The organism is Rodentibacter sp. JRC1, assembly GCF_020521555.1.
Lineage (GTDB): Bacteria > Pseudomonadota > Gammaproteobacteria > Enterobacterales > Pasteurellaceae > Rodentibacter > Rodentibacter abscessus.
Genome location: NZ_BPWA01000001.1, coordinates 365,974 through 390,246, shown reverse-complemented (window position 1 = coordinate 390,246; position 24,273 = coordinate 365,974). Strand labels below are relative to the sequence as shown.

At 41.6% G+C, this 24,273-nt stretch carries 17 protein-coding genes, 1 tRNA gene and 2 rRNA genes; 15 read left to right on the top strand and 5 right to left on the bottom strand.

Going from position 1 to position 24,273, the window contains the following annotated elements; genetic code table 11:
- The first annotated feature begins 102 nt into the window (after nt 1-102).
- From HEMROJRC1_RS01705 to rnd, 7 genes are all read left to right on the top strand, one after another.
- A 23S ribosomal RNA gene (locus HEMROJRC1_RS01705) occupies nt 103-2,999 on the top strand.
- A 122-nt stretch (nt 3,000-3,121) separates the two neighbouring features.
- Nucleotides 3,122-3,237: ribosomal RNA gene (gene rrf, locus HEMROJRC1_RS01700) — 5S ribosomal RNA — on the top strand.
- Between the two features lie 290 nt (nt 3,238-3,527).
- Entirely contained in the window at nt 3,528-5,444 is a 1,917-nt protein-coding gene (locus tag HEMROJRC1_RS01695) for an ATP-dependent DNA helicase (RefSeq protein WP_226691343.1), read from the top strand.
- A 12-nt stretch (nt 5,445-5,456) separates the two neighbouring features.
- Entirely contained in the window at nt 5,457-6,167 is a 711-nt protein-coding gene (tsaB, locus tag HEMROJRC1_RS01690; protein ID WP_226691342.1) for a tRNA (adenosine(37)-N6)-threonylcarbamoyltransferase complex dimerization subunit type 1 TsaB, read from the top strand.
- Between the two features lie 26 nt (nt 6,168-6,193).
- Nucleotides 6,194-6,733: a Slp family lipoprotein gene (locus HEMROJRC1_RS01685; protein WP_226691341.1), complete on the top strand. Its 540-nt coding sequence runs from the start codon at nt 6,194-6,196 to the stop codon at nt 6,731-6,733.
- Between the two features lie 45 nt (nt 6,734-6,778).
- Nucleotides 6,779-8,467 carry a long-chain-fatty-acid--CoA ligase FadD gene (gene fadD, locus HEMROJRC1_RS01680; protein ID WP_226691340.1) on the top strand — a complete coding sequence of 563 codons (1,689 nt, stop codon included), beginning with the start codon at nt 6,779-6,781 and terminating at the stop codon, nt 8,465-8,467.
- 67 nt (nt 8,468-8,534) lie between these two features.
- Entirely contained in the window at nt 8,535-9,689 is a 1,155-nt protein-coding gene (gene rnd, locus HEMROJRC1_RS01675; protein WP_226691339.1) for a ribonuclease D, read from the top strand.
- A gap of 60 nt (nt 9,690-9,749) precedes the next feature.
- Here the strand turns inward: rnd and pta are convergent, their stop codons facing one another.
- Nucleotides 9,750-11,888 carry a phosphate acetyltransferase gene (gene pta / locus HEMROJRC1_RS01670; RefSeq protein WP_226691338.1) on the bottom strand — a complete coding sequence of 713 codons (2,139 nt, stop codon included), beginning with the start codon at nt 11,886-11,888 and terminating at the stop codon, nt 9,750-9,752.
- Nucleotides 11,889-11,958: 70 nt separating this feature from the next.
- Entirely contained in the window at nt 11,959-13,158 is a 1,200-nt protein-coding gene (locus tag HEMROJRC1_RS01665; RefSeq protein ID WP_226691337.1) for an acetate kinase, read from the bottom strand.
- 234 nt (nt 13,159-13,392) lie between these two features.
- Here HEMROJRC1_RS01665 and yfbV point away from each other — a divergent pair, with 234 nt between their 5' ends.
- From yfbV to purF, 3 genes are all read left to right on the top strand, one after another.
- Nucleotides 13,393-13,836, top strand: a complete 444-nt coding sequence (yfbV, locus tag HEMROJRC1_RS01660; RefSeq protein ID WP_226691336.1) for a terminus macrodomain insulation protein YfbV — start codon at nt 13,393-13,395, stop codon at nt 13,834-13,836.
- Nucleotides 13,837-13,923: 87 nt separating this feature from the next.
- Complete coding sequence (locus tag HEMROJRC1_RS01655; protein ID WP_226691335.1) at nt 13,924-14,415, top strand: CvpA family protein; 492 nt, start codon at nt 13,924-13,926, stop codon at nt 14,413-14,415.
- Between the two features lie 10 nt (nt 14,416-14,425).
- Nucleotides 14,426-15,943 carry an amidophosphoribosyltransferase gene (purF, locus tag HEMROJRC1_RS01650; protein ID WP_226691334.1) on the top strand — a complete coding sequence of 506 codons (1,518 nt, stop codon included), beginning with the start codon at nt 14,426-14,428 and terminating at the stop codon, nt 15,941-15,943.
- Between the two features lie 46 nt (nt 15,944-15,989).
- Here purF and HEMROJRC1_RS01645 read toward each other — a convergent pair.
- Both HEMROJRC1_RS01645 and HEMROJRC1_RS01640 read right to left on the bottom strand, forming a co-directional pair.
- A protein-coding gene (locus tag HEMROJRC1_RS01645; RefSeq protein WP_226691333.1) for an IS3 family transposase occupies nt 15,990-17,323 on the bottom strand; the annotation gives its coding sequence in 2 pieces (ribosomal slippage) (nt 15,990-16,819 and nt 16,819-17,323; 1,335 coding nt in all).
- 85 nt (nt 17,324-17,408) lie between these two features.
- Nucleotides 17,409-18,440, bottom strand: coding sequence for a branched-chain amino acid aminotransferase (locus HEMROJRC1_RS01640; RefSeq protein ID WP_226691332.1), 1,032 nt, complete (start codon nt 18,438-18,440; stop codon nt 17,409-17,411).
- Nucleotides 18,441-18,914: 474 nt separating this feature from the next.
- On the opposite strand from HEMROJRC1_RS01640, the gene HEMROJRC1_RS01635 reads away from it, so the two are divergent.
- Both HEMROJRC1_RS01635 and rlmM read left to right on the top strand, forming a co-directional pair.
- Entirely contained in the window at nt 18,915-19,805 is an 891-nt protein-coding gene (locus tag HEMROJRC1_RS01635) for a transcriptional regulator GcvA (protein ID WP_226692905.1), read from the top strand.
- The gene (gene rlmM / locus HEMROJRC1_RS01630; RefSeq protein ID WP_226691331.1) at nt 19,798-20,886 is read left to right on the top strand and encodes a 23S rRNA (cytidine(2498)-2'-O)-methyltransferase RlmM; all 1,089 of its coding nucleotides are present in this window, start codon (nt 19,798-19,800) and stop codon (nt 20,884-20,886) included. Before HEMROJRC1_RS01635 ends, rlmM begins: the two co-directional genes overlap by 8 nt.
- An 86-nt stretch (nt 20,887-20,972) precedes the next feature.
- Here rlmM and HEMROJRC1_RS01625 read toward each other — a convergent pair.
- Nucleotides 20,973-21,049 (bottom strand) — tRNA-Met (locus HEMROJRC1_RS01625).
- Nucleotides 21,050-21,242: 193 nt separating this feature from the next.
- Between HEMROJRC1_RS01625 and mltA the strand changes: the two genes are divergently transcribed.
- From mltA to znuA, 3 genes are all read left to right on the top strand, one after another.
- The gene (gene mltA, locus HEMROJRC1_RS01620) at nt 21,243-22,355 is read left to right on the top strand and encodes a murein transglycosylase A (protein WP_226691330.1); all 1,113 of its coding nucleotides are present in this window, start codon (nt 21,243-21,245) and stop codon (nt 22,353-22,355) included.
- Entirely contained in the window at nt 22,355-23,119 is a 765-nt protein-coding gene (gene tcdA / locus HEMROJRC1_RS01615) for a tRNA cyclic N6-threonylcarbamoyladenosine(37) synthase TcdA (RefSeq protein ID WP_226691329.1), read from the top strand. Before mltA ends, tcdA begins: the two co-directional genes overlap by 1 nt.
- A gap of 122 nt (nt 23,120-23,241) precedes the next feature.
- Complete coding sequence (znuA, locus tag HEMROJRC1_RS01610) at nt 23,242-24,210, top strand: zinc ABC transporter substrate-binding protein ZnuA (RefSeq protein ID WP_226691328.1); 969 nt, start codon at nt 23,242-23,244, stop codon at nt 24,208-24,210.
- The last annotated feature ends 63 nt before the right edge of the window (nt 24,211-24,273 follow it).

Genomic DNA, 24,273 nt, shown 5'->3' with positions numbered 1-24,273 from the left:
AGTCTGAGTAATAAAAATCTTGATTGAACAAAAGCAATCGAGTGTTTAGTTAGATTAAATAACAGCTAAAGTGTTTGGTATTGAAAGCACTTGAGGTTGTATAGTTAAGTGACTAAGCGTACAAGGTGGATGCCTTGGCAATCAGAGGCGAAGAAGGACGTGCAAATCTGCGAAAAGCTTGGGTGAGTTGATAAGAAGCGTTTAACCCGAGATATCCGAATGGGGAAACCCAGTAGATGAAGAATCTACTATTGCTTAATGAATCTATAGTTAAGCAAGGCAAACCGGGAGAACTGAAACATCTAAGTACCCCGAGGAAAAGAAATCAACCGAGATTCCGTGAGTAGCGGCGAGCGAAAGCGGAGTAGCCGTCAGTGATAGCAGTGTATTAAGAAGAATCGACTGGGAAGTTGAACGAAACAGGGTGATAGTCCCGTATTCGAATGGTGCATTGTGGTACTAGGCTGACAACAAGTAGGGCGGGACACGTGATATCCTGTCTGAAGAAGGGGGGACCATCCTCCAAGGCTAAATACTCCTGATTGACCGATAGTGAACCAGTACTGTGAAGGAAAGGCGAAAAGAACCCCGGCGAGGGGAGTGAAATAGAACCTGAAACCTTGTACGTACAAGCAGTGGGAGCCTGAAAGGGTGACTGCGTACCTTTTGTATAATGGGTCAGCGACTTATATTTTGTAGCGAGGTTAACCGCATAGGGGAGCCGAAGGGAAACCGAGTCTTAACTGGGCGTTTTAGTTGCAAGGTATAGACCCGAAACCCGGTGATCTAGCCATGGGCAGGTTGAAGGTTGGGTAACACTAACTGGAGGACCGAACCGACTAATGTTGAAAAATTAGCGGATGACTTGTGGCTGGGGGTGAAAGGCCAATCAAACCGGGAGATAGCTGGTTCTCCCCGAAATCTATTTAGGTAGAGCCTTGAGCGGACACCTTCGGGGGTAGAGCACTGTTTCGGCTAGGGGGCCATCCCGGCTTACCAACCCGATGCAAACTACGAATACCGAAGAGTGATACTCAGGAGACACACGGCGGGTGCTAACGTCCGTCGTGGAGAGGGAAACAACCCAGACCGCCAGCTAAGGTCCCAAAGTTTATATTAAGTGGGAAACGAAGTGGGAAGGCTTAGACAGCTAGGATGTTGGCTTAGAAGCAGCCATCATTTAAAGAAAGCGTAATAGCTCACTAGTCGAGTCGGCCTGCGCGGAAGATGTAACGGGGCTCAAATATAGCACCGAAGCTGCGGCATCAGGATTAATTCTGTTGGGTAGGGGAGCGTTGTGTAAGCGGATGAAGGTGAATCGAGAGGTTTGCTGGACGTATCACAAGTGCGAATGCTGACATAAGTAACGATAAAACGGGTGAAAAACCCGTTCGCCGGAAGACCAAGGTTTCCTGTCCAACGTTAATCGGGGCAGGGTGAGTCGGCCCCTAAGGCGAGGCTGAAAAGCGTAGTCGATGGGAAACGGGTTAATATTCCCGTACTTGGTAAAGCTGCGATGTGGGGACGGAGCAGGTTAGGCAAGCAGGCTGTTGGATATGCCTGTTTAAGCGTATAGGTGGGTGTTTTAGGCAAATCCGGAACACCATAACACTGAGGCGTGATGACGATTGTCTACGGACAAGAAGTTGCCGATACCACACTTCCAGGAAAAGCCACTAAGCTTCAGGCTTTACTAAACCGTACTGAAAACCGACACAGGTGGTCAGGTAGAGAATACTCAGGCGCTTGAGAGAACTCGGGTGAAGGAACTAGGCAAAATAGCACCGTAACTTCGGGAGAAGGTGCGCCGGCGTAGCTTGTAGTGATTAACTCACGAAGGGTGAACCGGTCGAAGATACCAGCTGGCTGCAACTGTTTATTAAAAACACAGCACTCTGCAAACACGAAAGTGGACGTATAGGGTGTGATGCCTGCCCGGTGCTGGAAGGTTAATTGATGGTGTAATCGTTTGAGAAGCACCTGATCGAAGCCCCAGTAAACGGCGGCCGTAACTATAACGGTCCTAAGGTAGCGAAATTCCTTGTCGGGTAAGTTCCGACCTGCACGAATGGCATAATGATGGCCAGGCTGTCTCCACCCGAGACTCAGTGAAATTGAAATCGCCGTGAAGATGCGGTGTACCCGCGGCTAGACGGAAAGACCCCGTGAACCTTTACTATAGCTTGACACTGAACCTTGAATTTTGATGTGTAGGATAGGTGGGAGGCTTTGAAGCGGTAACGCCAGTTATCGTGGAGCCATCCTTGAAATACCACCCTTTAACGTTTGATGTTCTAACGAAGTGCCTGTAACGGGTACTCGGACAGTGTCTGGTGGGTAGTTTGACTGGGGCGGTCTCCTCCCAAAGAGTAACGGAGGAGCACGAAGGTTTGCTAATGACGGTCGGACATCGTCAGGTTAGTGCAATGGTATAAGCAAGCTTAACTGCGAGACGGACAAGTCGAGCAGGTACGAAAGTAGGTCATAGTGATCCGGTGGTTCTGCATGGAAGGGCCATCGCTCAACGGATAAAAGGTACTCCGGGGATAACAGGCTGATACCGCCCAAGAGTTCATATCGACGGCGGTGTTTGGCACCTCGATGTCGGCTCATCACATCCTGGGGCTGAAGTAGGTCCCAAGGGTATGGCTGTTCGCCATTTAAAGTGGTACGCGAGCTGGGTTTAGAACGTCGTGAGACAGTTCGGTCCCTATCTGCCGTGGGCGTAGGAGAATTGAGAGGGGCTGCTCCTAGTACGAGAGGACCGGAGTGGACGCACCACTGGTGTTTCGGTTGTATCGCCAGATGCATTGCCGAGTAGCTAAGTGCGGAAGAGATAAGTGCTGAAAGCATCTAAGCACGAAACTTGCCTTAAGATGAGTTCTCCCACTCTATAAGAGAGTAAGGGTTGTTTAAGACTAAGACGTAGATAGGTGGGGTGTGTAAGTATTGTGAGATATTGAGCTAACCCATACTAATTGCCCGAGAGGCTTAACTATACAACGCTCAAGTGTTTTTGAAGCGAACTGACTGAATGAGAAAGATAAGAGAGATTTTGGAGAAGATTTTTCGGCTTGTGACCAATTGTTTAAAGAGAAAGAAGCAGTTATCGAAGGATTATCCCGGCGGCGATAGTGCGGAGGTTCCACCTGACCCCATACCGAACTCAGAAGTGAAAAGCCGTAATGCCGATGGTAGTGTGGGGTTTCCCCATGTGAGAGTAGGGCACCGCCGGGTTCAAACATATCAAGCCCCTTGGACTGGTAGAGTTCAAGGGGTTTTGTTATTTCACGACTAAATTTTGGCTTACTTACTTTTGCAGGTTTTTTGAGTTACTGACCGGGAGTGAAGCCCAATTCTGATGTATCTATCCTATTTATTTTTAATCAATCCCTTCTAAAACATCAACACGAACGAACGTATAAAAGTGCGGTTGATTTTCCCCTTATTTTTACTGTTATTTTATTCAATAGTCCTCTAGAATTTGTTACACTTTCACCTATTTTTAGTTTCAATATTAAACCAAAATGCAAAATGAGATTAGTGTGATATTTTCCAATGAGGGAACGTTAAGTCGGGCTATCAACGGTTTTCGACCACGTGCAGAACAGCTGGAAATGGCATTAGCTGTGGGTGAAACGATTGCACAGAAATCCACTTTAGTTGTAGAAGCCGGAACCGGCACGGGAAAAACTTTCGCTTATCTTGCACCTGCATTGGTATTCGGTAAGAAAACGATCATTTCTACCGGTTCTAAAAATCTTCAAGATCAATTATTTAATCGGGATTTGCCGGCAATTAAAAAAGCACTTAACTTCCCAGGTAAAATCGCTTTATTAAAAGGGCGCGCAAATTATCTTTGCCTAGAACGTTTAGATCAAGTTATTGCTCAAGGTGTGCTTGGCGATAAATCTGTTTTGGCAGATTTAAGTAAAATACGTAAATGGAATAACAGTACGAAAACCGGTGATTTTACCGAATGTATTGAATTAGCCGAAGATAGTCCCATTATTCCGCAACTTACCAGCACGATAGAGAGTTGTTTAGGAACAGATTGCCCTAATTATAGCGAATGCTATGTGGCAAATGCCCGTAAAAAGGCATTAAGTGCCGATCTCGTGGTTGTCAATCACCACTTATTCTTTGCAGATATGGCGGTGAAAGAGAGCGGTTTCGGTGAATTGATTCCCAATGCTGAAGTGATTATTTTTGATGAAGCACATCAGCTACCGGATATTGCCAGCCAGTATTTTGGTCAATCCCTTACATCTCGTCAACTTTTTGATTTATGTAAAGATATCAATATTGTTTACCGTACAGAATTAAAAGATTTACAACAACTTGGCGCTATCTCTGATACTTTATTAAAAGTAGTGCAAGATTTTCGTCTTCTATTGGGAGAAGGAAATAATGTGAGAGGAAATTGGCGAGAATTGTATTCCCAAAGTGCGGTCAAAAAAGCCTTTGAATTGTTGCAAGAAAAAATTGATTTTCTTTCTGAAGTGATTAAATCGGCGCTCGGTCGTTCACAAATGCTTGATAGTATTTTTGAACGTGTAGAATCAATTAAAAATCAATTAAAACGCTTGGCAGATACTAATATTGTCGGTTACTGTTACTGGTTTGAAGCGAATGGACGTCAATTCGGTTTGCACATTACACCATTGACCGTTGCGGATAAATTTGGGGAACAATTATCAACGAAAGAAGCAGCTTGGATTTTTACTTCGGCAACACTAGAAGTGGGAGGTAGTTTTAACCATTTCTGCCAACGCCTTGGTATTAAAAATGCAACACAGAAAATTTTACAGAGTCCCTTTAATTATTCTGAGCAATCATTACTTTGCGTGCCACGTTATTTACCAAATACAAATCAGAGCCATACTTTAAAATCTCTTGGTAAAATGCTTTTGCCGGTAATTGAAACGAATCAAGGGCGATGTTTCGTACTTTGTACTTCTTATTCAATGATGCGTGGTTTAGCCGAATATTTTCGGGAGAACAGTGAATTATCCGTACTTTTGCAAGGTGAAACTTCAAAAGGAAAATTATTAGAGCAGTTTACACAAGAATCTCACAGCGTATTGGTGGCGACTTCAAGTTTTTGGGAAGGCGTAGACGTGCGTGGCGATGCGCTTTCACTCGTCATTATTGACAAACTCCCCTTTACCGCACCGGATGAACCTTTACTGAAAGCACGTATTGAAGATTGTCGTTTACAGGGAGGGGATCCTTTTAATGATATTCAAATTCCGGAAGCCGTAATTGCGCTAAAACAAGGTGTTGGTCGGCTTATTCGTGATGTGACCGATCGTGGTGTTGTGATTATTTGTGATAATCGTTTAGTGATGAGAAGCTATGGCGAAACTTTTTTAAAAAGTTTGCCTAATTCCAAACGTACTCGCGATCTCAACAAAGTGATACAATTCTTACAAAACAAGTGATTGAGAAAATAAATGACAAATTTAACTTTACTCGCCTTAGATACTTCAACGGAAGCTTGTTCCGTTGCTTTATTACATAATGGTGAAAAAACACATCTAAATGAATTGGCACAGCGTACCCATACGAAACGCATTTTGCCGATGATTGATGAAATTTTGGTAAATTCCGGCATTCGGCTTAATCAGGTGGATGTGCTTGCTTTTGGTCGTGGCCCGGGGAGTTTTACCGGAGTACGTGTTGGGGCAGGAATTGCTCAAGGTTTAGCTTTTGGGGCGGATTTACCTGTGATCCCTGTTTCCAATTTAACTGCTATGGCTCAAGCGGCTTTTGAATTACATAATATAGAAAATGTTGCTGCTGCGATTGATGCAAGAATGAATGAAGTGTATTTTTCTCTATTAATGCGGGAAAAAGTGCGGTCGGATTTCGGTGAGTTTTTTCAATGGCAGGAAGTGATTGCTGAACAGGTCTGCACGCCGGAGCGAGCGATTGCTCAATTGACGGATAAAAGCATTTTTAGAGTCGGCACAGGTTGGAATGCTTATTCCCAATTTATGGAAAAACAGCTACTCGGCAGTGATATTGAATTGCCGAATGCTTTATATATGTTAGAACTGGCAAGAATAGATTATTTACAACATAAAACTATTTCCGCTTTAGAAATTGAACCGACTTATTTACGTAACGAAGTGACATGGAAGAAGCTTCCGGGGAGAGAATAGTTTTTTATATAAAGAGGAGAATCAAAATGAAAGGAAAAATAATGTTATTTTTGACCGCACTTTCATTCTTATTAATCGGTTGCGTTACTCCGCCTAAAGGATTGGAGAAGGAACGATTTTCTATTACAAGTTATAAGGATATTTCCTCTCAAGATTTAGACTGCCATTGTAAAACGGTGCGCTTAGGTGGAAAAATTATTCAATCTGAAATTCTACCGAATAAAACAAAGATTGAAGTATTAAGCTTACCGATTTCTAATTATTCAGGTCAGCCCTTAATAGAATCTCAGTCTGACGGGCGTTTTATCGCTTATTTTGATGGCTTTATCGATCCTGAAAATCTTAAAGATCGTTATATCACATTGGGTGGTAAATTATCAGGAAAAGCACGGGGTAAAATTGAGCAAGCGGAGTATATTTATCCTGTTATTCAGACTGAGAACTATCGTCTTTGGCGACTAACCAAAAGCTATTATTATCCGATAGATGAATGGGACGATTGGGGATTTTGGCGATGGCGTCATCGTTGGTATGATAAGCCTGAAATTCGCTATTATTTGAATTAAATGATAAAATCCGCTGCTGATTTTCCAACATAACAAGGCTAACAAATGGAAAAAATTTGGTTTCAAAATTATCCGGAAGGTGTGGAAAAAGTTCTGGATACGTCAAAATACGAATCAATTTTAGATATGTTTGACAAAGCGGTGCGTGAACACCCCGATCGTCCGGCATATATCAATATGGGACAAGTCCTCACTTTTCGTAAATTAGAAGAACGCAGTCGTGCTTTTGCGGCTTATTTGCAGAATGAATTTAAATTGAAACGTGGTGATCGCGTTGCATTAATGATGCCGAATTTATTGCAATATCCTATTGCACTTTTTGGCATTTTACGCGCCGGGCTGATCGCGGTGAATGTCAATCCGCTTTACACCCCGCGTGAGCTTGAACATCAATTGCAAGATAGTGGTGCGGTAGCTATTGTTGTGGTTTCTAATTTTGCTTCGACGCTTGAAAAAATCGTGTTCAATACGAATGTTAAACACGTTATTTTAACCCGAATGGGCGATCAACTGTCTTTTGGTAAACGTACTTTGGTTAATTTTATAGTGAAATACATTAAAAAATTAGTACCTAAGTATAAATTACCGCACGCTGTTACTTTTCGTGAAGTGTTAAGCATTGGTAAATATCGTCAATATGTTCGTCCTGAAGTTTCGCGTAACGACTTAGCATTTCTGCAATATACGGGGGGGACAACCGGGGTTGCCAAAGGTGCAATGCTTTCTCATGGCAATATTATTACTAATGTTTTCCAAGCCAAATGGATTGCCGAACCTTTTATTGGTGATCACTCAAGAATGCGTTTCGCTGTTTTAGCCTTGCCGCTTTACCACGTTTTCGCTTTAACGGTGAACTGTTTACTTTTCCTTGAACTTGGTGTAACTGCTATTTTAATTACGAATCCGCGTGATATTGATAGCTTTGTGAAAGAGTTGAAAAAATATCGATTTGAGGCAATTACCGGTGTTAATACGTTGTTTAATGCTTTATTGAATAATGAAAATTTCAAAGAAGTGGATTTTTCCGTATTAAAACTTTCTGTCGGCGGGGGAATGGCGATTCAACAATCGGTTGCGACTCGTTGGCATGATTTAACCGGCTGTAATATTATCGAAGGTTATGGTATGACGGAATGCTCCCCTCTGATTGCAGCTTGCCCGATAAATGTCGTCAAGCATAACGGCACCATCGGTGTACCTGTACCGAATACGGATATTAAGATTATTAAAGATGATGGTTCTGAAGCACAAATCGGTGAGCCGGGCGAATTATGGGTAAAAGGTGAGCAGGTGATGCAAGGGTATTGGCAACGTCCTGAGGCGACCGGTGAAGTTTTGAAAGACGGTTGGATGGCGACGGGCGATATTGTCATTATGGATGAATCTTATAGCCTACGCATTGTAGATCGCAAAAAAGATATGATTTTGGTTTCCGGTTTTAACGTTTATCCGAATGAAATTGAAGATGTAGTTATGCTTAATTATAAAGTAGCGGAAGCGGTCGCAATCGGTATGCCAAACGAAGTTTCAGGTGAAACAATTAAGATTTTTGTCGTAAAAAAAGATGAAAGTCTAACGCGTGATGAGCTTCGTCAACATTGCCGTCAGCATTTAACCGGCTATAAAGTACCAAAAGAAATTGAATTTCGTGATGAATTGCCAAAAACAAATGTAGGTAAAATTTTACGCCGTGTATTACGCGATGAAGAAATGGCTAAGCGGTCGGCGCATTAAATCTATCATTGAAAAATAATGGGATAGTGATATCCCATTTTTGTTCTTTAGTTTAAGAGATAATATCATGATAAAAGAAAGCCAAAATCAACCGCACTTTTCACTGATCACGACAGACCAAGCACTGGAGGAAACTTGTCGTTTGGCTCGTCAACAAAGTGCGGTCGCTTTAGATACTGAATTTGTACGAGTTTCTACCTATTTCCCAAAGCTCGGTCTTATTCAGCTTTATGATGGTGAACATATTTCCCTTATTGATCCTTTAAATATCACTGATTTTTCCCCTTTTGTCGCATTATTGGCAGATTCTAATGTGTTAAAAATCCTTCATTCTTGTAGCGAGGATTTACAGGTATTTTTACAAGAATTTGATCAGTTGCCTCAACCTATGATGGATACGCAAATTATGGCGCGTTTTCTTGGATTGGGAAATTCAGTCGGATTAGCAAAACTGGCATTGCAATATTTGAATGTTGAGGTGGATAAAGGCGCAACCAGAACAAATTGGATTAAACGCCCTTTGTCTGATATACAGCTACATTATGCCGCCGGTGATGTTTGGTATTTGTTACCGCTTTACCATTGTTTACTGAAAGAACTGGCAGAAACACCTTGGGTGAATGCGGTTCATTCTGATTGTGAATTAGCCTTAGCAAAAGCAACTAGGCTACAAAAAAATGAGGCTGACAAGGCTTATTTGGATATTCCAAATGCTTGGAAATTAAATCCATTAGAACTTGCTCGTTTGAAAATTCTTGCTCAATGGCGACAAGAAGTAGCAATAACACGTGATTTAGCACTGTCTTATGTGGTGAAATCAGAGCATTTATGGAAAGTCGCCAAATACAACCCCCGCAATACATCGGAAATGCTTGAAATCGGACTAACAAATAACGAAGTGCGTGTGCGTGGTAAAAAAATTTTACAACTTTTAGCGCAGGCACGTCGTGTTTCTCCTTATGATTATCCGAAACGAATTGTACGTGTGGTGGAGGATTCTCGTTATAAAAAAGCGATTCGTTTGTTGCAGGAAAAAGCTTATGAATTAACACCACAAGGTTTAACATTAGAGATTTTAGCAAGCAAACGGAGTTTAGAGGAGCTTATAAAGTGGGTTTGGCTACATAATGAACCGCAAGATAAATTACCGGATTTATTGCTTGGCTGGCGTAGAGAGATAGGTTTACAACTTTTAACATTGTTGAAATCGATTGAAGCTTAAAAATTATTATAAAAAACGACCGCACTTAAGAAGAGCGGTCGTTTTCATATGAGTTTTAAATTATGCTTGTGTCGCCTGAATTGCTGTTAATGCAATCGTGTACACAATATCGTCGACCAGCGCACCACGGGATAAATCGTTCACCGGTTTACGCATACCTTGCAACATTGGACCGATAGACACTAAGTCAGCGGAACGTTGAACCGCTTTGTAAGTAGTGTTACCGGTATTTAAATCAGGGAATACGAATACGGTTGCCTTACCCGCCACAGGGGAGTTTGGTGCTTTAGAGCGAGCCACATCTTCCATTACGGCTGCATCGTATTGTAAAGGACCGTCAATGAGTAAATCCGGGCGTTTTTCTTTCGCAAGACGTGTTGCTTCTTTGACTTTTTCTACATCTGCACCGCTACCTGATGTACCGGTGGAGTAAGAGATCATCGCAACTTTCGGATCGATACCGAATGCTTTTGCCGAATCGGCGGATTGAATAGCGATTTCAGCTAATTGTTCTGCCGTTGGATCAGGATTTACCGCACAGTCGCCATACACAAGAACTTGATCCGGTAGCAACATAAAGAAGATAGAAGAAACAATGGAGCTACCCGGTGCAGTTTTGATAATTTGCATTGGTGGGCGAATCGTATTGGCGGTGGTGTGAACTGCACCGGACACTAAACCATCCACTTCATTTGCTTCCAACATCATCGTGCCAAGCACAACGGTATCTTCCAGCTGTTCACGTGCCGCCGTTTCAGTCATACCTTTTGCTTTGCGGAGTTCAACTAAACGATCGACATAATTTTCACGCACATCAGCAGGATTGATGATAGTGATACCTTTACCTAACTGAACGCCTTGTGCTTCGGCAACGCGTTGAACGGAGGCAGGATCGGCCAATAAGACACATTCGGCAATACCACGTTCCGCACAAAGCACGGCTGCTTTGATTGTGCGAGGTTCATCACCTTCAGGTAAAACGATACGTTTTTTCGCAGCACGAGCCAACTCGGTTAATTGGAAACGGAACGCCGGTGGCGATAAACGGCGTAAACGTGTCGAAGCGGCAACTAAGCCCTCAATAAATTGAGTATCGAATTGTTGGCTCATATAGTCTTTAATATTTTCGATACGTTCTTTATCATCAACCGGTACTTCAAGATTGAAACTTTGTAGATTTAATGCGGTTTGCCATGTATTACCTTCAATACGGAAGATTGGCAATTTAGTCGTTTCAAATACGTGTTGGCAAAGTTTGTTGATTTGTGCGTCAATTTTATAGCCGCCGGTTAAGAGCATACCACCGATTTCGACACCGTTTGAGGCTGCCAGTGCAGCAGCTACAATCGCATCAGGACGATCTGCCGATACCACTAATAAGCTCCCTGCACGGAAGTGTTCTACCATATTTGGCAGACTTCTCGCACAAAAAGTGATTCCACGAATACGGCGGTTGATATCGCCTTCATTAATAATTGTTGCACCTAAATGTTTGACTAAATCGATTGCTCGGGTTGCGATGAGATCCGCTGACCATGGCACACAGGCAAGCAGCTTAATAGCACTATTTGAAAATAATTTGGTTAATTCCGATTTACTATTATGACTGTGTTGGAAAGAATCGAAGATTTCCGTTAAATCCGGACGGGTGCGACCTGATTCATCAATCGGTGCATTGAATTTATTGACTACAACACCGAGTAGGTTAGGGTTATGTTTACCGCCAAATAATGAAGCAGCTGCTTCCACTCGTTCTTTTAACTCTGCCGGTGTTTCTGTTGACGGTGCGGCAACTAACACAATTTCCGCATCTAATGCTTGTGCGATTTCATAGTTAATGCTGTTTGCATAGCCGTGTTTGCGGGTTGGAATTAATCCTTCTACTACAACAATTTCGTTATTTTTAGAAAGTTGTTGATGATTTTCAACGATTTTTTCTAACAATACATCAGATTGGTTCTGACCGATTAATGATTCAGCCACGCTTAACATAAACGGCTCCGCCGTCTCAAGTGTGGTACTGGAGCGAACAATAGAGGTCGTGCGATCTAATTGATCTTCACCGGAATTGGGTTGAGAAATAGGTTTCATAAAACCGACTTTCGCGCCTTTTTGTTCAAGTGATTGAATGAGACCAAGACTTACACTGGTTAAACCAACGCCGGCACTAACTGGGATAAGGATAATTGTACGGGACATAATAAACCTTAATTGATTGAGTTATGAAAAAAGAAAAACTGCCGAACTTTTCGGCAGTTTGTTTATAAAATTAGAAACAAAGTTTTGCAGTATCTTGTGCGATCACTAATTCTTCGTTGGTTGGGATTACCATTGCAATCGGAGAACCATCTTTAGTGATTACGCCTTCATTACCGAAACGTGCGGCAAGATTACGCTCTTCATCGATTTGATAACCGAAAAGTTTTAAGTGATTTAATGTGATTTCACGTACGTGAGCAGAATTTTCGCCGATACCGCCGGTAAATACGATAGCATCTAAACGTTCACCGATAACCGCCATATAAGAACCGATGTATTTTGCTAAACGGTAACAATATACGTCTAAGGCACGTTTTGCCGGAACTTCCTTATCATAGTTATCTTCCGCATAGCGACAGTCGCTGGTTACTTCGGTTAAACCTAAAAGACCGGATTTTTTGGTTAATGTAGTTTCGATTTCATCTACGGACATACCTAAAGTTTTATGCATATAGAACATAATTGCCGGATCAATATCACCGGAACGCGTACCCATAACCAAACCTTCCAATGGCGTTAAACCCATTGACGTATCAATACACTCACCATGACGAATTGCAGAAATAGAACCGCCGTTACCTAAGTGGCAAGTAATTACATTTACTTTATCTTCTGCTACATTTAAGCGTTTTGCCGCTTCACGGCTTACATAATAATGGCTGGTTCCGTGCGCGCCATAGCGACGAACGCCATGTTCTTTATAAAACGAGTACGGTAGTGCGTATAAGAAAGCTTCTTCAGGCATCGTTTGATGGAAAGCGGTATCAAATACGGCAACATTTTTGTCTTTTAATGCCGGGAATAATTTGAATGCTTCACGAATACCGATTAAGTGAGCAGGGTTGTGTAACGGGGCAAATTGAACTGCATCTTCAATGCCTTTTAAGACTTCATCGGTGATAAGCACTGATTTTGTGAATTTTTCACCACCGTGCACAACACGATGACCAATAGCGGAAATACTATTTTGTAATTCAGGATCTTTAGTAAAAATGTTTTCAACAATGAAGTTTAATGCTTCTGTGTGAGCAGCACCCGCACCTAAGTCAGCTTGTCCTTTTTCACCGTGCAATTTCCATTTAATACGGGCTTCAGGCAAATAGAACGCCTCGGCTAAACCCGATAATTTTTCATCGCCTGAAATAGGATCAAGGATTGAGAATTTTAGTGATGAGCTACCACAATTAAGGATAAGAACAAGTTTTGACATAAGAAACCTATTGTAAGATTGAAGTTAATAGAAATTTGTTCGCCGTAATGAACTTGGCGAACAAACTGAATAAGTGGGGCATAGAATACACCTTTTATGCGATAAAATAAATTCACTTGTTAAAGAAAAATCAAACCTCAATTGAAAGAGGTTAAAATTTAATCAATTTAATGAGATAGAAACTTTTGGTGAACAAGAGTATGATAAGCGCCGAGTTTTTTAGGAGTGTTTTTTATGTCTGTTTTTTCTATTTTTAAAAAAGGTCAAATTTATCTTGATACTTGGCCGAAAGAGGCAAAGTTAGGGATTATTTTTCCTGAAAATCGAATTATAAAGGTTACACGTTTTGCACAAAAAACAATGCCGCTAATTGCGGTATTTGCCGTAGTGTGGCAGCAACTTTATGCAAAGCAGGATGTAGTAGCATTTTCTCTTGCGGTTTTGACCGCACTTTTTGCCTTGCTTATTCCTTTTCAAGGTCTATATTGGCTGGGAAAGCGGGCAATATCGCCTTTAGGTGCGCAAAGTGCGGTTTGGTTTTACGATATTTGTGAATATCTAAAAGAAATTCATGAGCCCTTACCAATCGTACAGGGCAAACCGACATATCAACATTTGGCGGAAGTCTTAAGGAAAGCGGAGCGGCGATTGGATCGCACGTTTTGGCAAGAAATTTAGTTTACGCAAACGTTTTCTTTTTTACTTTATTTTTGTAGAATACCCTTCGGCTGCTTTATGCGGCTCTTTTTATTGAGAGATTTTTTAATGATCGATTACATTATTATTGGCATTATCGCTTTTTCTATTCTTGTCAGTTTGTTACGTGGCTTCGTACGCGAAGTGTTATCACTTGCCAGTTGGGTCGTTGCCTTTATTGTGGCAAGTCAATTTTACCCTTATCTTGCAACTTATTTAACTCAAATTGACTCCATATATGTGCGTAACGGGACGGCAATCGGTATTTTGTTTATTCTCACACTGATTGTGGGAGGGATAGTGAATTTTGTTATCGCACAGTTAGTGGATAAAACAGGGTTAAGCGGCACCGATCGTGTATTGGGGGCGGCATTTGGTTTACTACGCGGTGTATTGATTGTTGCCGCGATCTTATTTTTCTTGGATACCTTTACGAATTTTGAGCAATCCGATTGGTGGAAAACATCAAAATTGATTCCACATTTCGGCTTTATCATTGAATGGTTTTTCCAACAGCTTCAAGAGAGTTCCAGTTTCTTAAATTCAACACTTAATCAATAAGGATCATGAAATGTGTGGTATTGTCGGCATTGTTAGCCAAAGTCCGGTTAATGAATCTATTTATGCAGCATTAACGTTATTACAGCATCGAGGGCAGGATGCCGCAGGAATTGTCACGGTGGATGACGAAAATCGTTTTCGCTTACGCAAAGCCAATGGTTTAGTGAGTGATATTTTTAGACAAGAGCATATGTTGCGTTTACAAGGTAATGCGGGAATGGGGCACGTACGTTATCCTACCGCAGGCAGTTCAAGCGTATCGGAAGCACAACCGTTTTATGTAAATTCGCCTTATGGAGTTACTTTGGTGCATAACGGTAACTTAACCAATTCCGGTGAATTAAAGGAAAAAGTGTTTAAAACCGCACGTCGCCATGTCAACACCAATTCTGATTCCGAATTACTGCTCAACATTTTTGCCAATCATCTTGATAACATTCCACAAGATCATCTTGATCCTCAAGATATTTTCTATGCTGTAAGCAAAACTCATAAAGATGTGCGTGGTGCGTATGCTTGTTTAGCGATGATTATCGGGCATGGTATGGTCGCATTTCGGGATCCGTTCGGCATACGCCCTTTAGTATTAGGTAAGCGTGAAGAAAACGGCAAAACCGATTATATGTTTGCTTCAGAAACGGTGGCGTTGGATGTTGCAGGCTTTGATTTCGTAAGAGATGTCGCACCGGGAGAAGCCGTTTATGTAACATTTGGCGGCAGACTTTATGCGCAGCAATGTGCAGAAAGTGCGGTCTTAAATCCTTGTATTTTTGAATACGTCTATTTTGCCCGTCCGGATTCCATTATGGACGGCGTTTCCGTTTATGCGGCACGCGTTCATATGGGGGAGCGTTTAGGACAAAAAATCGCCCGTGAATGGCAAGATGAATTAGATAATATTGATGTGGTTATTCCCGTACCTGAAACCTCAACGGATATTGCATTGCAAATCGCCAATGTGCTTAACAAACCTTATCGCCAAGGTTTTGTAAAAAACCGTTATGTGGGACGAACCTTCATTATGCCGGGGCAAGCACAGCGTATTAGTTCCGTTCGCCGTAAATTGAATACCATTAAAGCGGAGTTTAAAGGAAAAAATGTCTTGTTGGTGGACGATTCTATCGTGCGAGGCACGACTTCGGAACAAATTGTAGAAATGGCACGTGCTGCCGGAGCGAAGAAAATTTATTTTGCCTCAGCCGCACCGGAGATTCGTTATCCGAACGTATATGGCATTGATATGCCAACCAAGGATGAACTCATTGCTCATGGTCGAAATGTGGACGAAATTGCCAAATTAATCGGCGTGGATAAACTTATTTTCCAAGATCTCAGTGCGCTCACTGAATCGGTACAAGAAGAAAACCCAAGAATTCAAGGTTTTGATTGTTCCGTTTTCACCGGAGAATATATTACGGGTGATATTACACCGGAATATCTTGATAACATCGCTTTTCAACGTAATGATTCGGCAAAGAAAAAGCGTGAAAAGGATGCAACGAATTTGGAAATTCATAACGAAAGATAGTGTTAAGAGCGGTCAATTTTGATCTGACCCCAAAAAGTTAGACCATTTAACAAATGGTTTGAGTTCGATATTGTATCGGGCTCAAGCCGTTTAATTTTAATTGTATTCGTTCCTCATTGTAATACCGTATATACTCCCTCACCGCTTGTGCAACCTCCTCGGCATTGTCAAAATGCTTACCATAGATACATTCCGTTTTCATCCGCCCGAAAAAGCTCTCCATCATCGCATTATCTAGGCAGTTTCCCTTTCTTGACATACTCTGCACTATGCCGTTTTCTTGTAAGATGCGTTGATACGCACACATTTGATATTGCCAACCTTGGTCCGAATGCAGTATCGGCTTCGCCTCTTTGGGTAATTTTTCGACCGCTTGTTGCAACATTACTTTCACTTGTTGCCAATTCGGGCTTCGACTGATAGCAACGCTGATGATTTCCGAGTTGAAGCAGTCTAAAATCGGTGAGACGTAACATTTACTGCCGTCTTTGGCTTTGATTTCCGTGATGTCGGTAAGCCATTTTTCGTTTGGTCGGGTTGTGGTGAAATCCCGTTGTAAGCGGTTTGGGGCGATGTTTCCGATTTCACCGCGATAGGCGGCGTACTTTCTCGCTTTTTTGCCCTTCACCTGTAGCCCCATTTGTTGGATTAAGTGTTGTACCCGTTTGTGATTAACGCCTTTCAATAACGCACTTACTCGGCGATAACCATACGCCGGATTTTCTGCTTTAATCCGCCTGATTTCCGCTTTAAGTGCGGTATTTTTATCCGCCTTCGGCTTTAAATGATAGAAAAACACACTACGAGACAAATTTGCCAATGAAAGCAAGATGTTAAGCGGAAACGTCCCTCTCAATCTTTGGATAATCGCCGCCGTTCGGCTTCTTCCTCCCGCATCACTTCGTCCAACTTTTTTAGAAATGCCACCTCCGCTTCAAGCTCCAAAATCCTTAACCGTAAGCGGTCTTCTTCGGTCTTCGGCGGCGGTGGCATTTTGGCGTATTTTGGTTTTTTCGGGGACATTGTCGGTCTTCCTTTCGGTTTGGGGTGTAAACCGTTTATACCGTCTTTTTCAAAGGCTTTCAACCATTGGCTGATAAGACCTGAATTACTTATGCCGAAATGGATTGTCGCTTGCCTTGCAGAGAAATCCCCTTTTTGAACGGCAAGGATGACTTGATATTTAAATTCAGCGGAATAAATGCGTTTGCCGGGCAATAGGGCAAGCCCTGCATTGCCTGAATGTTGATATTGGGTAATCCAACGTCTTAAGGTGGTGTCGGAAAGTTGAAATTGTTTTTTTGTAAGTGAAATATCTAAGTGATTTTTAAGATAAAAATCGATGGCTTGTTGTTTGAATGTTTGATTGTATTTGGTCATAAAATCTGCCCCTGACTAAGTTGGTTTATTTTGTCCAACTTTTGGGGGCAGATCATTTCGACCGCACTTTTTTAACACTTAAAAACTATTCTACTTTAACAATCCAACCTTCCGGTGCTTCAATATCACCGAATTGAATACCGGTTAGTTCATTATAAAGTTTGCGGGTGATCGGACCGACTTCAGTTTCGGAATAGAACACGTGGAAATTGCCCTTGTGCTGAATACCGCCAACAGGAGTAATAACCGCCGCAGTACCGCATGCGCCTGCTTCTGCAAATTGATCTAATTGATCGATATACACATCTCCTTCAATAGCTTCCATTCCTAAGCGTGTTTTAGCAATATGAAGTAAGGAGTATTTTGTAATACTTGGTAAAATTGATTCGGATACCGGTGTGATAAATTTGTTATCTTTGGTTATACCGAAGAAATTTGCCGCACCCACTTCTTCAATTTTAGTGTGGGTTTTCGGATCAAGGTAAATGGCATCGGCAAATTTACGTTCCGGAGTGCCTTGCTCTGCGGCCAACTCGTGTGGAAGAAGACTTGCCGCATAGTTACCGCCTACTTTTACACCGCCTGTTCCCATTGGTGCTGCGCGGTCGTATTCGGTTGTAATAAAGTTAGAAGGGGCAAGTCCGCCTTTGAAATAAGCACCAACCGGACAACAGAATACAGAGAAAATAAACTCCGGTGCGGTTTTCACACCGATATTTTCACCGACACCGATTAAGAACGGACGTAAATATAAGGTAGCGCCGGAGCCATAGGGACCTAACCATTCTTCGTTAGCTTTCACCACTTCTTTACAAGCGCGCACGAATAGTTCGGTGGGGACTTGTGGCATTAAAAGACGGGCAGAAGTACGTTGCATACGTTTGGCATTTTGATCCGGACGGAATAGGTTGATAGAGCCATCTTTACAGCGATAGGCCTTTAAACCTTCAAAACATTGTTGACCGTAATGAAGGGCGGTTGAGCCTTCGTGAATATGTAGAGTGTTGTCAGTCGTGAGTTTGCCTTCATCCCATTTACCCTCTTTCCAATGGGCGATAAAACGATAGTCTGTTTTTATATAACTAAAACCGAGGTTATTCCAATCTAAGTCTTTCATCTTGTTTCCCTTAAGTGCAATGTTCTATAAAAATGAGATTTAATCTACACCATTATTTGAAGCATTAAAACCTTAAAGCGGAAATTTTTTGAGATTTCTTAGAAAAAAACAGCAGTTATTCAAAAGTTTTTAAAGTTAAAGAGGAAAAGAAAAAGGGGATATGTTAAGATCAAGCCAAAAAAAACGCCCCTCAAGAAGAGCGGCGTTTAACCAAAAAGGTCTAAATATACAGGAAGTAAACGAGTAACTAATTGTTACTCAAGTTCGGTTTCCCGAACTATATGCAAACACAACATCATACTTAAGTCCGAAACTCATTAACTAGTAAGGAATTACCAACTGTTAAGTATGAGGGCATTATAGGGAGTAGAGAAAACAAGAACAAATGATGTTTTCTTATTTGACAGATTAGAAAAACTAATCCGAATAGAATCCTATGTATTATAGATGAAAAAATTACATTTGGGAAGAATTATGTATAAACGTTTGCCTCCCTTGAATTCACTGAAGTCTTTTGAATCTGCCGCACGACATTTAAGCTTCACAAAAGCGGCTGATGAACTTTTTGTTACGCAGGCAGCAGTGAGTCACCAAATTAAACTATTAGAAGATTTTTTAGGCGTAGAATTATTTAAGCGTAAAAATCGTGCTTTAGAATTAACGGAGTTCGGCAAAATCTACTTCGCAGATATTAATAAAATTCTGCGTAAATTAAACGAAGCAACAGATCGATTATTAACTTTAAAAAACGATCCGCATTTAACCATTAGCGTGCCGCAAACCTTTGGTATTCAATGGCTTGTTCCTCATTTGAGTGAGTTTAATCGGCTTCACCCCGAAGTTGAAGTTCGCTTAAAGGGCGTTGATCAAGATGAGGGATTGCTGAATAAGGAAATTGATCTTGCCATTTATTATGGCAAAGGAGATTGGCAAAATTTGCAGGTTGATTGCTTGGGAAAAGAGAATTTACTGATTTTGGCTTCGCCGGAATTATTGGCTAAGAATCCGATTCGCAGTAAAGAGGATTTAAAACATCATATACTGATTCATACTCATACCCGTGATAATTGGCGTGCAATGGCGGATTATTTGGCATTGGATGAATTAAATATTCAGCAGGGTCCATTATTTAGCCACACTTTTATGGCATTACAGGCGGCAATTCACGGGCAAGGGATTGTTCTTGCGAATCGTTTACTTGCGTTACAAGAAATTGAACAAAGCACATTACAAATTGTATTGGAAACGGGTCTGCCGGATCCTAAATCTTTTTATGTGGTGAATCAACTTGATCGCCTTGATGATGAACAAATTCAAGCATTTCGCCGTTGGATTATTACAGCAATAAAAAAAGAAGATGAATAAATTAGCACTATATTGTCGTTCAGGGTTTGAAAAAGAAGTCGTTGCCGAAATTACTGATCGTGCGACGGCATTAGGCATATTTGGTTTTGCACGAGTGCAAGAAAATTCGGGTTATGTGATTTTTGAATGTTATCAACCGGATGAAGCGGATCGTTTAGCACGCGAAATTCCCTTTAACCAACTGATCTTTGCCCGTCAAATGCTGGTGGTATCCGATTTATTGGAGAATTTAGATCCAATCGATCGAATTAGCCCGATTATTGCAGCGTTTGAACAGTTATCACACCAAGTGAATTTTAACCAATCCATCGAACTTTTTGTTGAAACGGCAGATACCAACGAATCAAAATCACTTTCTACATTTTGTCGAAAATTTACCGTACCATTGCGTCAAGCGCTGAAAAAGCAGGGCTGGCTTGCCGCCAAACCGACACAAAAGTGCGGTCAATTTTTACATTGTTTTTTTGTGAAACCGAATTGTTGCTATGTCGGCTATTCTTATACGAATAATCATTCCGAATATTTTATGGGTATTCCTCGTTTAAAGTTTCCATCAGAAGCACCAAGCCGTTCTACGCTTAAATTAGAAGAAGCGATTTTAACTTTTATTCCGCGTAAAGAAGAAAGTAAACGCCTAAATGAAAATATGGTTGCGGTTGATCTCGGCGCTTGCCCCGGAGGTTGGACTTATCAACTGGTTAAACGAGGCTTGTTTGTGTATGCGGTAGATCATGGCAAAATGGCTGCGAGCCTGCATGATACCGGACGAATCGAACATTGTGCGGAAGACGGATTTAAATTTCATCCGCCAAAGCGAAAGCGTATTGATTGGCTTGTCTGTGATATGGTGGAACAACCGAACCGAATTGCGAATTTAATAGGAAAATGGCTAGTCAACGGTTGGTGTCGTGAGACCATTTTCAACTTAAAATTGCCGATGAAAAAACGTTATCAAGAGGTTACGCAATGTCTGGAAATGCTATCGGATAAATTGGCGAAAAATAATCTTCATTTTGATATTCAAGCGAAACAGCTGTATCACGATAGAGAAGAAATTACCGTACATATTTCAATTAAATAAGAAAAAAGCATTTTCCACTAGGGGGAATGCTTTTTAATGTGCCGGATAAAGAAAAAGCACCGATAAAAAATCGATGCTTTAGAATTTGGTTGCGGGGGCCGGATTTGAACCGACGGCCTTCGGGTTATGAGCCCGACGAGCTACCAAGCTGCTCCACCCCGCGTCTGATGGTGCACAATATACCTGCTTAAAAAATTTTTGCAAGTATTAAACAAAACTTTGCTTTTCATTTGTCAACAAAATGAACAAAACGCACATAAATTAAACGTTATCAGGAAATAGTGCTAGAGGTTTTGAGTATTTTTTGATAGCGTATGCGCCTTTGTAACTCTTCGTTTTATTCAGGAATTAAAGGAATGAAATTTTGTCACAATCTCGGTTTCAAAGTATTTTTAGTTTTAGCGGTGACTTCAATTTTGACTGCTTGTGGTACTTCGCCAAACAAAGCGGGTTCATCTATTCTTACTCCGACAGGCGATGATCCCCAAAAATTTGGTGCAAAATATGACGGTCGCAGCTATCAACAAAGTCTTTTATCTCCCGTTTCTTTCGTAGAAAATCAAAGTGCGGTCATTAATCAGGGCGATTTTTTAACCCAACTTTCTAATGTAAAAACCTATTCAAGCCGACTTTCTGATCGTTTTTATAACAACTATTCTAAAATCACGAATTGGGTACTTTCCGGTGCTAATATGAGTGAGCTGGCGCAATATGGTATTTCGCCACAAATTATGAAAGGATTTGACGGTTATCAAAACGTGTTGATGACAGGGTATTATTCACCGGTTATTCATGCACGCCGTTCTCCGCAAGGGAAATTCCAACACCCTATTTATGCAATGCCGGCAAATAAACGTTTCTCTCGTGCGCAGATCTATGCGGGCGCATTGGAAGGGAAAGGGCTAGAGCTTGCTTATAGTGATTCAATGCTTGATAACTTCTTGCTTGGTGTACAAGGGAGCGGTTATGTTGATTTAGGTAGTGGCAATTTGAATTATTTTGCTTATGCGGGACAAAACGGTTTCAAATATCAAGCGGTAGGGCGTTTACTTGTTGAAGACGGTGAAATCCCGAAAGAGAAAATGTCCATTCAAGCTATCCGCGACTGGGGAAATGCGAACCCGTCGCGAGTACAAAGTTTGTTGGAACGTAATCCGTCCTATGTGTTCTTTAAAAATGATCCGAGCGGAAAAGTAAAAGGCTCTGCCGGTGTACCATTAGTACCAATGGCGGCAGTAGCTTCGGATCGTAATCTGATTCCATCAGGCTCCGTTTTGTTGGTTGAAGTGCCGGATATTGATGACGATGGCAAGTGGAAAGGTTCACATAAATTACATTTAATGGTGGCATTAGATGTAGGGGGCGCTGTAAACGGACACCATTTTGATTTATATCGCGGTATTGGTGAACAAGCGGGGCATATTGCCGGTCTTTCAAAACATTATGGACGTGTTTGGGTGCTGAATTAATGGCGAGAGTGGATAATTACGAACAACGTTTCGGCGGTATCGGGCGGCTTTATACGCCCGAGGGACTGAACCGACTTCGCCAAGCGCACATCTGTGTGATCGGTATTGGCGGTGTGGGATCGTGGGTAGTTGAAGCCTTAGCGCGTTCAGGCGTTGGACAGCTCACATTGATTGATATGGATGATATTTGTGTTACCAATATCAACCGCCAGCTACCGGCATTAAGCGGCAATATCGGTAAACTCAAAACGGAAGTAATGGCAGAACGTGTGAAATTGATTAACCCGGAATGTATCGTCAATATTATTGATGATTTTATTTCACCGGATAACCAAGCGGATTATCTTAACCGTGGCTATGATTACGTAATTGATGCCATTGATAATGTGAAAACCAAAGCAGCGATGATTGCTTATTGTAAACGGAATAAAACCAAAATTATCACCGTAGGAGGCGCAGGGGGGCAAACGGATCCTACTCAAATTCAAATTGCAGATTTGAGCAAAACCATTCAAGACCCTTTACTTGCCAAAGTGCGGTCAATTTTGCGTAAGAATTTTAATTTTACCCAAAACCCACAGCGTAAGTTCGGTGTAGAGGCTGTTTTTTCCACCCAACCGTTGATTTTTCCTAAAACGGAGGAAGGATGTGCCGTTTCTGCTACGATGAATTGCGCAAACGGATTTGGTGCGGCAACAATGATAACAGCAACCTTCGGCTTTTTTGCGGTTTCTCGTGTCATTGATAAGTTACTGAAAAAATAAAGATTTCCATAAAGGCAACGAAAGTTGCTTTTTTTTTTTGCATAAAATGATTGCAATTTGCTTTAAAAAATGTAGGATTTACCGCCTATTTGAGAATTATTATTAACAACAAAGGAGACAAAATGAAAATATCGTTAAAAATTAGCGCGATTTCAACCGCACTTTTAGCTTTTCCAATGTTTGCCAATGCTGATGTATTGGCATCCGTTAAACCGCTTGGCTTTATTGCTTCTTCGATTGCGAATGGCGTTACCGACACTCAAGTGCTTGTTCCACCCGGTGCTTCCCCGCACGATTACAGTTTAAAATTATCCGATATTCAAAAAGTAAAATCGGCGGATTTAGTGCTGTGGATTGGTGAAGATGTGGATTCATTTTTGGACAAACCGATCAATCAAATTGATCGTAAAAAAGTGATCACCATTGCAGATCTTGAAGGCATCGAACCATTACTTGGCAAAGCCCATCACGAACATTCGCACGAAGAGGGAGAGCACAATCATAAACATAGCCATAAAGATGAGAATAAAGGGGAGCATGATCACGACCATGACCATGATCACCACGAAGGGCTAACGACTAACTGGCACGTTTGGTATTCTCCGGCGATTAGTCGAATTGTCGCGCAAAAAGTAGCGGATAAACTCACGACACAATTTCCTGATAAGAAAGAACTCATAGCCAAAAATCTTGATAATTTCAACCGCACTTTAGAAATTCAAAGCGATAAAATTAAGGCTCAACTTGCTCCATTTGCGGATAAAGGATTTTTTGTTTTCCACGATGCTTACGGCTATTTTAATGACGCATACGGGTTGAAACAAACCGGCTATTTCACCATTAACCCACTGGTTGCACCGGGGGCGAAAACCATTGCGCATATTAAAGAAGAAATTGAAGAACACCGGGTAAACTGCTTATTTGCAGAACCGCAATTCACGCCAAAAGTGATTGAATCCCTTGCTCAAAGTACAAAAGTGAATGTCGGACGATTAGATCCGATAGGCGATAGCGTAACGCTCGGCGAAAACGCCTATGTAAACTTCTTACAGGCAACAGCAGATAGCTATGCACAGTGTTTGAGTAAGTGATTTATAAAGTAACAACAATGGTGGGAGATCCCACCATTTTTTATGTAAACTGATATTTCACCT

Excerpts from the sequence above, each read along its gene's own strand:
- HEMROJRC1_RS01695 (WP_226691343.1), top strand. The coding sequence starts at position 3,528 with ATGCAAAATGAGATTAGTGTGATATTTTCCAATGAGGGAACGTTAAGT.
- tsaB (WP_226691342.1), top strand. The coding sequence starts at position 5,457 with ATGACAAATTTAACTTTACTCGCCTTAGATACTTCAACGGAAGCTTGT.
- HEMROJRC1_RS01685 (WP_226691341.1), top strand. The coding sequence starts at position 6,194 with ATGAAAGGAAAAATAATGTTATTTTTGACCGCACTTTCATTCTTATTA.
- fadD (WP_226691340.1), top strand. The coding sequence starts at position 6,779 with ATGGAAAAAATTTGGTTTCAAAATTATCCGGAAGGTGTGGAAAAAGTT.
- rnd (WP_226691339.1), top strand. The coding sequence starts at position 8,535 with ATGATAAAAGAAAGCCAAAATCAACCGCACTTTTCACTGATCACGACA.
- pta (WP_226691338.1), bottom strand. The coding sequence starts at position 11,888 with ATGTCCCGTACAATTATCCTTATCCCAGTTAGTGCCGGCGTTGGTTTA.
- HEMROJRC1_RS01665 (WP_226691337.1), bottom strand. The coding sequence starts at position 13,158 with ATGTCAAAACTTGTTCTTATCCTTAATTGTGGTAGCTCATCACTAAAA.
- yfbV (WP_226691336.1), top strand. The coding sequence starts at position 13,393 with ATGTCTGTTTTTTCTATTTTTAAAAAAGGTCAAATTTATCTTGATACT.
- HEMROJRC1_RS01655 (WP_226691335.1), top strand. The coding sequence starts at position 13,924 with ATGATCGATTACATTATTATTGGCATTATCGCTTTTTCTATTCTTGTC.
- purF (WP_226691334.1), top strand. The coding sequence starts at position 14,426 with ATGTGTGGTATTGTCGGCATTGTTAGCCAAAGTCCGGTTAATGAATCT.
- HEMROJRC1_RS01640 (WP_226691332.1), bottom strand. The coding sequence starts at position 18,440 with ATGAAAGACTTAGATTGGAATAACCTCGGTTTTAGTTATATAAAAACA.
- HEMROJRC1_RS01635 (WP_226692905.1), top strand. The coding sequence starts at position 18,915 with ATGTATAAACGTTTGCCTCCCTTGAATTCACTGAAGTCTTTTGAATCT.
- rlmM (WP_226691331.1), top strand. The coding sequence starts at position 19,798 with ATGAATAAATTAGCACTATATTGTCGTTCAGGGTTTGAAAAAGAAGTC.
- mltA (WP_226691330.1), top strand. The coding sequence starts at position 21,243 with ATGAAATTTTGTCACAATCTCGGTTTCAAAGTATTTTTAGTTTTAGCG.
- tcdA (WP_226691329.1), top strand. The coding sequence starts at position 22,355 with ATGGCGAGAGTGGATAATTACGAACAACGTTTCGGCGGTATCGGGCGG.
- znuA (WP_226691328.1), top strand. The coding sequence starts at position 23,242 with ATGAAAATATCGTTAAAAATTAGCGCGATTTCAACCGCACTTTTAGCT.